The organism is Olleya sediminilitoris (assembly GCF_016785945.1).
In the GTDB taxonomy this organism is placed as follows: Bacteria; Bacteroidota; Bacteroidia; order Flavobacteriales; family Flavobacteriaceae; genus Olleya; species Olleya sediminilitoris.
In genome coordinates, this window is the sequence record NZ_JAEMEF010000003.1 from 128858 (window position 1) to 142273 (window position 13416).

Consider the following 13416-nt stretch of genomic DNA (forward strand, 5'->3'; position numbering starts at 1 on the left):
CTATATTAAATTTTGAAATTACCTTTTTAAGGTGAAATGACCAGATTTTTGAATCATTCTGTCGTTTTGATCTATTAATTGTGCTTTAAACCAATAGTCAGAATTTGGTAGTAGGACATTATTATATTCTCCTCTCCAGCCTTGATGAATTGTTTTTAAAGTAAAAACATAAAGTATTTTTCCAAACCTATCATAAATTGTCACTTCGGCTTTTTTATATAAATTATCGTTAATACCATAAACTATCCACATGTCATTGTTGCCATCATTATTTGGTGTAAAGAACTTTGGATAATGAATAAAAGATATTTCTGTTTGTATGGATTGTTCACAATTATTTATATCTCTTACAAAAATTTCAATGACACCTGGAGTTACATCATAAAATGTAAAAGCAGTAGATTGGCCAAAGAAATCTTGATTGTTTAAAGAAAATTCATATTGGCTATTTCCATTAATTGAAATCTCGAGGTTTGTACCTTCAATATCTATAGATTCAAACACAGGTATTATAGGTGCTAAAACTTCAAACGTTTTACTTCTAGTACATAGCAAGTCATTTTCTAATTTTGTAACTACTATTTCATAAACTCCAGGATTTATCAATTCAAAAAGGCGTTGATTTGATAATAATACCCCGTTTGTGCTATCGTACCAACTCCAAGTATCGTTATCACCTCCTCCGTCTAATATAGGGTTAGGTTCTAATTCACATAGCTGGTAATTATCATCAATATCTAGGTCTAAAGCTTGATTTACAATTAAATCCATTGTAGCAATTGTTCCGCAATCGCCATTTTCTTTTCTAACAACAATCCATAATGTAGTAGTGTCCGTGTCATATTGAAAATATAAAGGATTTGTATTAGATAATGCATCTTCCTCAGTTCTATAAAATCTTATGTACTCATCATCTTCAATATTAAAAAATAGATTTAATTCTTCTAATTTATTTGCTAAATTAAACCTACCAATTTGATCTTCAAAAATTTCATTGGAATTATCACACACAATGTATGGGTCAAGGGTAACTACATTTTGGCTCAGTACTTCGATAAAGAAAGAGTCTGTATTGATACACCCAAGTTCTGTAGTAATGTTAACAAAAATCTGTTGAGGATTTGATGAATTTGTAAAATAATCTGGATTATCAATAATGTTGGTTTGATTTATTGCGTCTTGTTGTGTGTAATAAAATTGAAATTGATAATCATCCCTAATGTCATTTTGTAGGCCATTATATACCTCAAATAAATTAAATGATGAAATTCCGTCATTGTTAATGTCGCATTGTGATAAGTAGTAATCATCTGTAAGTTCAGCTATTGGATAAGCTTTAATTTTTTTGAAAAGCTCTATTTGATTATTTCCAATTGTAATAAGTGCTCGTACAATATACGTCCCAGATTCTACGTATTGATGAGAAATGTTTAAGCCGTTAGCAGTGTTACCATCTCCAAACTCCCAGTAAGCGTCAGTGATTGTGTCGTAAGCATCTAAAGAAAAATTTATTGAATCATAGAAACAATCGTTTTTAGCAATTATTCTATTTTTAAAGTAAGAAGTAACAAAATTAGGTAGTCCTTTTGCACTTGCTGAATTTGTTAATTCAATACTAGAGGGATTAAAGTTAACTATTTCATCTTCTGGATTATTTATTACACCAATACTGTTTACATTATAAGGTATGTCAGAAAGGTAATTAGCCATGTAAATTTTAGAGTCACTAGCCAATTGTAATGCACCAAATTCAATATCTTCCGAAGTTGCTATTAAAATTTTTTCATTGATGTAAGGTGTAGGGGAATTAATGATGTATTTATGAAGATAAGCAACGTATGTGTTTCCTGTAATGTAAAGAAATTCTGAATCTGCAGAAAATTCAAGACCTTCAATAGGAATTGGATTAAAAAGATATCCAGCATTAAAGCTTTGTTGAAATGTTACGGAGTTAGAAGAATGATGAAAATCGTATATATATACATTGGAGTTGGAACTACTATCACCGATTGCAATTAATTGTCCATTAGGAGAAAATTTTATAGTACCTAAAGTGCTGTAAAAAGTTTCTTCTAGTAAAATGGTGTTTTCTAAAGTGATATTATTATTGGGAGCATTTACTATAGTCCCGACATTAATTACAAATAAAGCATTAAATGTTGTTTCTGAAGGGCTTCCTATTTTGCCTAAGCCCACAGCCTTATAAGTATTGTCTTGAGGAGAGTAAACAGCTGTGATGCGTTGTGTAGAACTAGTTGTTAATCTTCTGTTTTTAGTAAATATATGGCCAAGAGGGTGTTGTGCATTAAATACAACTTTAGAATAAAAAATGCCAGAATAGGCCTCATCTAATCTGGTAGTTAAAATGTAATAGTTATTAATGTCACTTGGGTCAGGAATGATAATAGTTGATTGATTATTCTCAACCTCAGCGTTTAAATCGTTACCATTAGTCATTACTTCATGATTTTTATTCCAAACAGTCTGTCCGTTTGTGTAAAACAGTAATTGACCATCACTATTAGATATGCTGGAACATCCAGCAACTGTAGACATGTTACCGTCGTTCAATTGCGATAGCTCTCCATTGTTAAAATTAATTCCAGCGTAATCTCCAAAATACCAATTATTAGTTTCATTTTGAGCTATGCAGGCAAAATTTATAATTATGGTAAATGTTAATATAAGTGAGTTTTTTCTTATTAATAGCGACATCTTGTTCATTTTCAGTTCAATATAGTAATTATAATTTAATTTTTTATATGTAACTTTTATAATAAAGCTGCTACTTATAGGTAAAGCTGCTTTTTTTATGAGGTAATTTTTCAATTTTAGAATTGAACACTAAAATCTGAAGGTTATAAAGTTTAATGTCTGAAGTTTTTCAGAATAAAAAATATTTTAATCATGGGAGGAGAAGGATCAATGATGGCTGCAAACCAGTCACTTAAAAGCAATAGGAATATGCTAGCAAAACGTAAAGAGAAATCTTTTAGTTTTGTTACTAATTCTACTGAGAAAACAGAGTACAATTTACCTGAAATTTCTGAAGCTTCAATATTATTATTACGACAGAAGCTTCAAAGGGAACATAAGCAAAGACGTATAAAACAAATTATATTATTAGCACTTGTCATTTTTGTTATGTTTGGTACATTAATATATTTTGCATAAAAAAAAGCCTTACATAATTTATGTAAGGCTTTTTTGTGTTTTAAAGTTACAGTACAGTTAGCTAACTGCTTCTTTAATTCGTTTTATAGCTTCTTTAATTTCTTTTTGTGAAGCTGCATAGCTTATTCTTATGCAGTTTGGATTACCAAAAGCGTCACCAGTTACAGTAGCAACTAAAGCTTCTTCTAATAGAAATAAAGAGAAATCTGTAGCGTTGTTAATGGTTTTTCCTTTTAAAGACTTTCCAAAAAAATGAGATACATCAGGAAAAACATAAAATGCACCTTCTGGTGTGTTTGTATTAAAACCTTCAATGTCGCTTAATAAATCTAAGACTAAATCACGACGTACTTTAAATTCGTCAATCATGAACTTTACAACAGTAGGTTCAGCATTTAAAGCAGTAATAACAGCACGTTGTGCAATACAGTTTGCACCACTTGTTACCTGACCTTGCATTTTGTTACACGCACGTGCTATCCAATCTGGTGCACCAATGTAACCAATTCGCCAACCTGTCATAGCAAAAGCTTTTGATACTCCGTTTACAGTTATGGTGTTGTCAAACATACCTTCTACATTAGCCATACTTGCGTGTGGCTTTCCTGTGTAATTTATGTGTTCATAAATTTCGTCAGAAACTACATAAATGTTTGGGTGTTTTTTTAAAACTTCGGCTAAAGCCTCTAATTCTTTTTCGCTATATAAAGATCCACTTGGGTTACAAGGACTACTAAACCATAACATTTTTGTCTTTGGTGTAATAGCAGCTTCTAACTGAGCAGGTGTCATTTTAAAGTCTGTATCAATACTCGTTTTAACTTCAACAGGGACTCCATCGTTTAGCTTTACAATATCAGAATAACTAACCCAATAAGGACATGGTAAAATAACTTCGTCTCCTTCATTAAGCATTACTGCTGCAACGTTTGCTAAACTTTGCTTAGCTCCTGTAGAAACAACAATTTGTGGTAAAGTGTACGTTAATTTATTATCACGTTTAAATTTAGTAATAATAGCTTCTTTTAATTCTTGATACCCATCAACTGGAGTGTATGAGTTGTAATCATCATTTATAGCTTGGATTGCTGCGTTTTTAATAAAATCTGGTGTATTAAAATCAGGCTCTCCTAAACTTAAACCAATAATATCTTTGCCTTCGCCTCTAAGTTCTCTGGCTTTTGCTGCCATAGCTAAAGTAGCAGAAGTGGACATGTTTAAAATACGGTTAGAAAGTGATTGGCTCATAAATGTATAGTATTTTTTTAATAAAGAAATTAATTAAGCTAAGTTGGGGTTTTGTCCTAAAACTTTAAGTTGGTTGTAGTGTTCAGAGATTGCTTTCCACATAGTTTTGTATTCGTTATATGGTAAGCTAAATTCATGAGCTGTTTCTTTTACAATTTTAGCGATGTGTTTGTAATGTACATGGCTAATATGTGCAAATAAGTGATGTTCAACTTGTCTGTTTAATCCTCCTGTGTAAAACTCTACTAACCAGTTTTTAGGCGAAAAGTTAGAAGTTGTAAATAATTGGTGAATAGCCCAAGTATTTTTCATGTTTCCGTTTTCATCAGGAATTGGCATGTCAGTATTTGGCATAACATGTGCTAATTGAAACACAACACTTAAAATTATTCCTGCAGTATAATGCATGATTAAAAATCCAATTAAAACTTGCCACCAAGTATATCCTAAAGATAAAGGTAAAACAACCCAAATAGCATAATACAATATTTTACCAATAATTAATTTGGTCCATTGTGTAGCAGGCTTAGGAAAATCTCCATAAGATAATTTTCTTTTTAAGTAGTTGTAGGTTTGTTTAAAATCTGTTGTAATTGCCCAATTTACCGTTAGTAAACCATAAAGTAAAAAAGCATAATATTTTTGGTATTGATGGATTTTTAACCATTTTGAATGCTTAGAAAATCTAATGATTCGTCCTGCATCAATGTCTTCATCATGACCTTCAATATTAGTATAGGTATGGTGTAAAACATTGTGTTGTACTTTCCAGTTGTAATCGTTTCCTGCTAAAATATGGATACTACTACCCATTAATCTGTTAACCCATTTTTTACTAGAAAAAGACCCATGATTTGCATCATGCATTACATTCATACCAACACCAGCCATACCTACGCCTATAATCATAACGCATATAATTAATAGCCAAGCAGGTAAATCAACTGACAATAATAGCGCTAATGGGCCTAATAATAGGGTGAACATTACTATTGCTTTGATGTATAATTTCCAGTTCCCTGTTTTTTTTATGTTATTCTCTTTAAAGTAATTGTTAACACGTTTGTTTAGTGTTTTAAAAAATTTTGCAGAGTCTATTCGTGAGAATGTTACTGTTTGCTTTGTCATTGTAATTGTATTCTTTTTTATTGTAACGAAAAAAATCGTCAAATAATATTTGTTAACAAAGATAATTAATTAAGCAAAACAGAAGCTCCTTTTTTTATGTTAAAATGTATATTTTTGCCGAAAATTATATAAGATTATGGAGCTGATTTTAAAGTATTTTCCTGATTTAACACCATTACAGATTGAACAATTTACAAAGCTTGAAGCTTTATATCAAGATTGGAATTTGAAAATTAATGTGGTGTCAAGAAAAGATATTGACGAGTTGTATTTAAGACACGTTTTACACTCTTTGGCAATTGCTAAAGTCATGGATTTTAAAAGCGGAAGCTCTATGATGGATGTTGGTACAGGAGGAGGGTTTCCTGGTATCCCTTTGGCTATTTTATATCCTGAATGTGAGTTTCATTTGGTAGATAGTATCAATAAAAAATTGAATGTAGTACGTGAGGTAGTTACAGGTTTAGAATTGCAAAATGTAAAAGTGACTCATAGTCGTGTTGAAGAAATTAAAGAAACATACGACTTTATTATAAGTCGTGCAGTTGCTGCAATGCCAACTTTTGTGCATTGGATAAAAGGTAAAGTGGCCAAGACACAACAAAATGACTTGAAAAATGGAATTCTTTATCTTAAAGGTGGAGATTTAACAGAAGAGTTAAAAGATTATCAAACAACTACTATTTATAATATTTCTGATTTTTATGAAGAAGACTTTTTTGAAACCAAGAAGGTTGTTCATTTGCCAATAAAATGGAAAGCTAAATAATAAAAAAGCCTCACATTTGTGAGGCTTTTTTATTAATATATTGATTGGATATTATAATCCAAATTCAGCTTTTACTTTATCAACGTAGTCAAGTTTTTCCCAAGTAAATAATTCGACATCAACAGTAATGTCTCCACCATTTGGTCTTGAAAAAGTTTTAGATACAGTTTCACTTTGCCTTCCCATGTGTCCATAAGCAGCAGTTTCGCTGTACATAGGATTACGTAATTTTAAACGATCTTCAATAGCAGATGGACGCATGTCAAATATCTTAGATATTTTTTCAGCAATTTCACCATCAGTCATATTAAAAGCGCAAGTTCCGTATGTGTCAACAAAAATTCCCATTGGTTCAACAACACCAATTGCATAAGATACTTGTACTAAAATTTCATCACAAACACCAGCAGCAACTAAATTTTTAGCAATATGTCTTGTTGCGTAAGCTGCACTTCGGTCTACTTTACTAGGATCTTTTCCAGAAAATGCTCCACCACCATGTGCACCTTTTCCTCCATAAGTATCAACAATAATCTTACGACCAGTTAATCCTGTATCACCATGTGGTCCACCAATTACAAATTTCCCTGTTGGATTGATGTGATATTTAATGTCATCATTAAATAAAGCTTGTGTTGCTTCCGGTAATTTAGCAATTACTCTAGGTATTAAAATCTCAACAATGTCTTTTCTGATTTTTGATAACATAGCGTCATCTTCTGCATCAAAATCGTCATGTTGTGTTGATACGACTATAGCGTCAATACGTAGTGGTGTATTGTCATCACTATATTCAATAGTAACTTGACTTTTAGAATCAGGCCTTAGGTAAGTAATGTCTTTGTTTTCGCGACGTAACTCTGCTAATTCAATTAAAATTTTATGAGATAAATCTAAAGCTAAAGGCATATAGTTTTCTGTCTCGCGTGTTGCATAACCAAACATCATACCTTGGTCACCTGCACCTTGTTCTTCTTTGCTAGCACGATCAACACCACGATTAATATCGTCTGATTGTTCATGTATAGCACTAAAAACACCACAAGAGTTACCATCAAACATGTATTCGCTTTTGGTATAACCTATTTTGTTAATTGTGTCTCTTGCAATTTTTTGTACGTCAAGGTAAGTGTTAGATTTAACTTCTCCAGCAAGTACCACTTGACCTGTTGTAACTAACGTCTCGCAAGCTACTTTACTATCTTTATCAAAAGCTAAAAAGTTGTCTATTAAAGCATCACTAATTTGATCTGCTACTTTGTCTGGGTGTCCTTCAGACACACTTTCTGATGTAAATAAATACGCCATATTTGTTTTTTAAAATGTATATATAGATTTGACGAAAGCGTCCAAGGAAGTTTACACTGCCTTTAGCATTTTTTAATGAGGTTGCAATCAGTCAAATCCGTCCTCTAATTTATTGAGATGCAAAAGTAAGAAAATAAAGTAGTTTTTAAAGACACATAAAGTTAAAAATAGTTAATAGGTGTTTTTATATACTATTAAGCATTTAGTAAAAATCAGTTTTAAGCTTTTAAATTATACAATTCTTATTAAGAAAACGATTTAGTAGGATAATTCGTAAATTCTTGCCTAAAATATTAATAGTAAACGATTGTTGATTAACTTTATAAGCAATAACAAACTAAATAAAAGCTATGTCTTTACAACCTAAATTAACACGTTTCAATCAAAATGTACTCTCTAAATATCAGATTTACAATGGTATTTTTATGACACTTCCTTTTGATACTATTACAAAAACAGGTGTGTTACTTCCGTTGTTTCATGAAACCTGTAAAACTGGATTTGAAAATGGAGATAATCCAACTATAATTGTAGATACTTTTTTTAAGAAATACCAAGCAAGACGATCAGACAAAAGTAAGATCGATTTATTGTTTCGTTTTATTCAATATATAGAGCGTCAAGTTGTTTTATTTGATGCAATTGAAGATGCAGCTTTTCCTGTAGTTAATAATATGGATGGTATTGGTACACTACGAAGTTTAAAAGAAAGCGCTACTGCAGATGGTAAATTGGACAAATTACGTGAGTATTTAGAAGAATTTAAAGTGCGAATAGTGTTAACTGCGCATCCTACTCAGTTTTATCCTGGAACTGTTTTGGGTATTATAACAGATCTAACCGAAGCTGTGAAACAAAACGATTTATTACGTATTAATGATTTGTTAGCTCAATTAGGTAAAACCCCGTTTTTTAAACATGAAAAACCAACACCTTACGATGAAGCTGTAAGTTTAATCTGGTATTTAGAAAATGTGTTTTATGAATCTTTCGGAAAAATTTATGATTACATCCAGCAAAATATATTTGATGGACAACCTATAGATAACAATATAATTAATGTTGGCTTTTGGCCTGGTGGAGACAGAGATGGTAACCCGTTTGTTACTCCAAAAATTACAGTTAAAGTTGCTAAAAGGTTACACGAAACCATTATTAAAAACTATTATAAAGATATACGTAAGTTAAAACGAAAGTTAACTTTTCAAGGTATTGAAAGCCGAATTTCTAAAATAGAAACAGAGTTATACAAAAAAGTACTTCATGAAGAGTCTAGTTTAACTTTAGAAGCTTTTGTTTCAGAATTAAAAGATATTAGACAGGTTGTAATTGACCAACACCAATCTTTATATGTTACTGAGATTACTAGTCTACTTAATAAATTACATTTATTTGGGTTTCATTTTTCAAGTTTAGACATTCGTCAAGATAGTCGTGCACATCATAAAGTATTTACAGATATGGTTGATGTTATGATAGCTAATGGTAGTAAGGATATCCCTAATAATTACCATGATTTATCAGAAACAGAACAAGTGAAAATCTTATCTGAAGTTAAAGGAAAAGTTGATTTGTCTTTAATTAAAGATGAAAACACATTAAAAGCTTTAAATACCATTAAAGCTATTAAAACTATTCAAGAAACTAATGGAGAACAAGCAGCCAACCGATACATAATAAGTAATAATCAAACGACATTAAATGTCATGCAGTTATTTGCAATGTTAAAACTTGTTGCTTTTCATGACGAATTAACAATAGATGTTGGACCATTATTTGAAACTATAACAGATCTAGAGAATGCACATCTTGTTATGGAAGAGTTATATACTAATCCTGCTTACGCAAAGCATTTAAAAGCCAGAGGAAATAAGCAAACTATCATGTTAGGTTTTAGTGATGGTACTAAAGATGGTGGTTACTTAATGGCTAATTGGGCTATTTATAAAGCCAAAGAACGCTTAACAGCAATTTCTAGAAAATATGATGTAACCGTAATATTTTTTGATGGTCGTGGTGGACCACCAGCAAGAGGAGGAGGTAAAACTCATAATTTTTACGCTTCACTAGGTCCAACTATAGAGGATAAAGAAGTACAGTTAACTATTCAAGGTCAGACGATTAGTTCTAATTTTGGAACATTAGATTCCTCACAATATAACTTAGAGCAATTAATAAGTTCTGGTATTTATAATAGTTTAAGTGATGCCGATTTAAGTATGGTTCCAGAAAATAGAGTCGTTATGGATAACTTAGCAAAACTGAGTTACCAAACGTATGTAGACTTTAAAAATCATCCTAAATTTATTTCGTATTTAGAGCATATGAGTACGCTTAAGTACTACGCAAAGACTAATATTGGGAGTAGACCATCTAAACGTGGTAAGTCTGAAGGTTTAGTGTTTGACGATTTAAGAGCTATTCCTTTTGTAGGATCTTGGAGTCAATTAAAACAGAATGTTCCTGGTTTTTTTGGTGTTGGTACAGCTTTAAAACATTATGAAGATGCAGGCGAGTTTGAAAAAGCACAACGCTTATTTAAAACCTCTAGTTTTTTCAGAACTTTAATAGAAAATAGTATGATGTCATTATCAAAATCGTTTTTTGATTTGACTAAATATATGAGTGAAGATCCTGAGTATGGTGAGTTTTGGAACGTGATACATACAGAATATTTAACAACAAAACGATTGATTTTAAAACTTACAGGCTATACTGAACTGATGGAGGAAGAACCATCAGGTAAAGCATCAATTAAAGTTAGAGAGTCCATTGTGCTTCCATTATTGACTATTCAGCAATTTGCTTTAAAACAAATTCAAGAATTAGAAAAAGTAGAAGAAAAGGATGTAGACTTAATTGCTGTATATGAAAAACTAGTAACAAGATCGTTATTTGGAAATATAAATGCGAGTCGTAATTCGGCTTAAATTTTAGGTGAAATTATTATTTTACTAAGGGTGTATAGCAAGTTTGATGTATTCAAGCTTGCTATACTTGTTTTAAGATTATTTTTCTTTAAAAATTCAATTTAATAGAATTTTTTTCTCAAAATATAAAAATAAGTTAATTTTTTAGAATATTATTCCGTTTTGTTTGGTTGTGAAAAATAAATTTTGCAATATTTGTATTCACAAAGTTCAAACACTTACTGAAATGTTATCAAGAAAGGTGGAGAGATAGACTCGTTGAAACCTTAGCAACCCTTAGACTTACTAAGAAGGTGCTACATTCTACTTAATAGATGATTCATTAATCAACTATTGGATAGATAACTAAAATCTAATTACTCATTTGTAATTAGTAATTTCTTTTTAACATTTTTCTATTAGGTACGCTTCCAATGAAGCTTATTTGACTTTTGAATTAATTTAGTTTAACTCGAAAAAATTAGAAAAATGAGTACACAAAAATTTGCTACACAAGCATTACACGCAGGACACGACACCACACAAACAGGAGGTACAAGAGCAGTACCTATTTACCAGACATCATCTTATGTGTTTGATAATTCAGACGATGCAGCAGGACGATTCAATTTATCTGTTCCTGGATTTATTTACACAAGATTAAATAATCCAACTAATGATGTTTTAGAGCAGCGTATTGCAGCTTTAGAAGGTGGTATTGCAGCAGTTGCAACAGCCTCTGGTACTGCAGCAATTTCAACAACTTTATTAACGTTATTAAAAGCAGGAGATCACATTGTAGCATCCAGTAGTTTGTATGGTGGTACTTATAATTTGTTAAGTGTAACTTTACCAAGGCATGGTATTACTACTACTTTTGTAGATCCTTCAGATCCTGAAAATTTTAGTAAAGCTGCTCAAGAAAATACTAGAGCTGTTTTTGTCGAGTCTTTAGGTAATCCTAAGTTAGATGTATTAGATATAGAAGCAATAGCGCAACATGCAAAAGCACACAAAGTACCATTAATCGTTGATAATACAGTAGCAACACCTTATTTATTAAATCCAATTAAATATGGTGCGAATATAGTCATCCATTCGCTTACAAAATATATTACAGGTAACGGAACGTCTTTAGGAGGTATTATTGTTGATGCAGGAACTTTTGACTGGACTAATGGTAAATTTCCAGAGTTTACAGAGCCTTCTGCAGGTTATCATGGTTTAGTGTATAGCGAAACTATTGGTCCAGCAGCTTTTATTGCAAAAATAAGAATAGAAGGTCTGCGTGATTATGGTGGTGCATTAAGTCCCTTTAATGCTTTTCAAATTATTCAGGGATTAGAAACTTTAGAATTACGTGTTCTAAAGCATTCGCAAAATGCTTTAATATTAGCCAAGTGGTTACAAGAACAACCAGAAGTGACTTGGGTAAATTATCCAGGATTACAAACTAGTAAATATAATGCTTTAGCAAAAAAGTATTTACCAAAAGGACAAAGTGGAGTGGTCACATTTGGTGTTGAAGGCGGTTTTGAATCGGCTAAAAAAATAGCTGATACAACCAAGTTATTCTCTTTGTTAGCTAATATTGGAGATACTAAATCTTTAATTATACATCCTGCAAGCACAACACACCAGCAATTAGATAATGCAGCTCAAGAAGCAACAGGTGTTACCAAAGACTTAATTAGATTATCTGTTGGAATAGAAAATATAGACGATTTAAAAGCCGATTTAAAAGCAGCTTTTACTGAAGTCAAAAAATCTGTTTTAGCCTAATTACTCTATAATTTTAGTTATTTAATACCGAAATAGTTTCACGCTTTTTATTTGCCATTTTAAAGTGTGAAACTTATTTCAAAGATCTCACAATGAAAAACTTAAAATACATAAGTATTCCTGGGTTTGTAAATAATAATGGACAGACTTTTGATATTAATTTGTCTTACCAATTATTCGGACAACCTTTACATTCGGCTCCAATTGTCTTGGTTAATCATGCGTTAACAGGTAATTCTAATGTGGTTGGAGAAAACGGTTGGTGGAACGATTTAATAGGCGAAAACAAATGTATTGATACTTCTTACTATACTATTTTGGCATTTAATATTCCAGGTAATGGGTTTGATAATAAACAAGAACATTTAATACACAATTACAAAGGATTTACTGCTCGTAATATTGCACAATTATTTGCTGAAGGCTTAAAGCAATTAGAGATAACTGAGTTGTTTTCAATTATTGGTGGTTCTGTTGGAGGAGGAATAGCTTGGGAGTTGGCTATTTTACAACCTAATTTAGCAAAGCATTTAATACCAATAGCTACAGACTGGAAAGTTACCGACTGGTTAATAGCTAATTGTCACATTCAAGAGGCTATTTTAAATAACTCCATTAAACCTCTTGAAGATGCTAGGATGCATGCTATGACATTGTATCGTACACCAGAATCTTTAACTAAAAAGTTTGATCGTGATCAAACAGAAAATTCGGTTTTTAAAGTCGAAAGTTGGCTGAATTATCATGGTCAAAATTTAGACAAGCGTTTTCATCTACCAGCTTATAAATTAATGAATCAAATCCTTAAAACTATTGATATAACTAGAGGTCGATTATCTTTTAAAGAAGTAGCTTCAGCTATTAAAGGTCACGTACATATTATAACGATTAATAGTGATTTGTTTTTTAAAGCAGACGAAAACTGGGAAACCTATTTGGATCTAAAATCAGTTAAAAAAGAAGTGACTATTGGCGAAATAAAATCAATACATGGTCATGATGCCTTTCTAATTGAATTTGATCAGCTATCAAAATTATTAAATCCAATTTTTGAGGTAAAGAAGCAGTATAATACAGTATTAAAAAAAGCAATTTAAT

General features: G+C 31.3%; 9 protein-coding genes and 1 riboswitch. Of the genes, 5 read left to right on the top strand and 4 right to left on the bottom strand.

Annotation, left to right across the window (positions count from 1 at the left end; all coding sequences use genetic code 11):
- Positions 1-18: 18 nt before the first annotated feature.
- On the bottom strand, positions 19-2715 hold the full coding sequence (locus JAO71_RS04855; protein ID WP_202999298.1) for a T9SS type B sorting domain-containing protein: 2697 nt from the start codon (positions 2713-2715) through the stop codon (positions 19-21).
- Between the two features lie 192 nt (positions 2716-2907).
- Here JAO71_RS04855 and JAO71_RS04860 point away from each other — a divergent pair, with 192 nt between their 5' ends.
- Positions 2908-3174, top strand: coding sequence for a hypothetical protein (locus JAO71_RS04860; RefSeq protein ID WP_202999299.1), 267 nt, complete (start codon positions 2908-2910; stop codon positions 3172-3174).
- Between the two features lie 57 nt (positions 3175-3231).
- On the opposite strand, the gene JAO71_RS04865 is transcribed toward JAO71_RS04860, so the two are convergent.
- Together JAO71_RS04865 and JAO71_RS04870 are read right to left on the bottom strand one after the other, a co-directional pair.
- Complete coding sequence (locus JAO71_RS04865; RefSeq protein WP_202999302.1) at positions 3232-4422, bottom strand: pyridoxal phosphate-dependent aminotransferase; 1191 nt, start codon at positions 4420-4422, stop codon at positions 3232-3234.
- Positions 4423-4455: 33 nt separating this feature from the next.
- Positions 4456-5550, bottom strand: coding sequence for a fatty acid desaturase family protein (locus JAO71_RS04870; RefSeq protein ID WP_028289055.1), 1095 nt, complete (start codon positions 5548-5550; stop codon positions 4456-4458).
- 136 nt (positions 5551-5686) lie between these two features.
- Here JAO71_RS04870 and rsmG point away from each other — a divergent pair, with 136 nt between their 5' ends.
- Positions 5687-6319 carry a 16S rRNA (guanine(527)-N(7))-methyltransferase RsmG gene (rsmG, locus tag JAO71_RS04875; protein ID WP_054851953.1) on the top strand — a complete coding sequence of 211 codons (633 nt, stop codon included), beginning with the start codon at positions 5687-5689 and terminating at the stop codon, positions 6317-6319.
- A 51-nt stretch (positions 6320-6370) separates the two neighbouring features.
- Here the strand turns inward: rsmG and metK are convergent, their stop codons facing one another.
- On the bottom strand, positions 6371-7627 hold the full coding sequence (gene metK / locus JAO71_RS04880) for a methionine adenosyltransferase (protein WP_202999304.1): 1257 nt from the start codon (positions 7625-7627) through the stop codon (positions 6371-6373).
- 350 nt (positions 7628-7977) lie between these two features.
- On the opposite strand from metK, the gene JAO71_RS04885 reads away from it, so the two are divergent.
- From JAO71_RS04885 to JAO71_RS04895, 3 genes are all read left to right on the top strand, one after another.
- On the top strand, positions 7978-10557 hold the full coding sequence (locus JAO71_RS04885) for a phosphoenolpyruvate carboxylase (RefSeq protein WP_116824085.1): 2580 nt from the start codon (positions 7978-7980) through the stop codon (positions 10555-10557).
- Positions 10558-10783: 226 nt separating this feature from the next.
- Positions 10784-10905: riboswitch (SAM riboswitch) on the top strand.
- 120 nt (positions 10906-11025) lie between these two features.
- Entirely contained in the window at positions 11026-12318 is a 1293-nt protein-coding gene (locus tag JAO71_RS04890; RefSeq protein WP_116824086.1) for an O-acetylhomoserine aminocarboxypropyltransferase/cysteine synthase family protein, read from the top strand.
- 92 nt (positions 12319-12410) lie between these two features.
- A complete protein-coding gene (locus JAO71_RS04895) occupies positions 12411-13415 on the top strand; it encodes an alpha/beta fold hydrolase (protein WP_116824087.1) in 1005 nt (334 codons plus the stop codon).
- Position 13416: the final 1 nt, after the last annotated feature.

Coding starts and splice junctions, on each gene's coding strand:
- JAO71_RS04855 (WP_202999298.1), bottom strand. CDS start 2,715: ATGTCGCTATTAATAAGAAAAAACTCACTTATATTAACATTTACCATA.
- JAO71_RS04860 (WP_202999299.1), top strand. CDS start 2,908: ATGGGAGGAGAAGGATCAATGATGGCTGCAAACCAGTCACTTAAAAGC.
- JAO71_RS04865 (WP_202999302.1), bottom strand. CDS start 4,422: ATGAGCCAATCACTTTCTAACCGTATTTTAAACATGTCCACTTCTGCT.
- JAO71_RS04870 (WP_028289055.1), bottom strand. CDS start 5,550: ATGACAAAGCAAACAGTAACATTCTCACGAATAGACTCTGCAAAATTT.
- rsmG (WP_054851953.1), top strand. CDS start 5,687: ATGGAGCTGATTTTAAAGTATTTTCCTGATTTAACACCATTACAGATT.
- metK (WP_202999304.1), bottom strand. CDS start 7,627: ATGGCGTATTTATTTACATCAGAAAGTGTGTCTGAAGGACACCCAGAC.
- JAO71_RS04885 (WP_116824085.1), top strand. CDS start 7,978: ATGTCTTTACAACCTAAATTAACACGTTTCAATCAAAATGTACTCTCT.
- JAO71_RS04890 (WP_116824086.1), top strand. CDS start 11,026: ATGAGTACACAAAAATTTGCTACACAAGCATTACACGCAGGACACGAC.
- JAO71_RS04895 (WP_116824087.1), top strand. CDS start 12,411: ATGAAAAACTTAAAATACATAAGTATTCCTGGGTTTGTAAATAATAAT.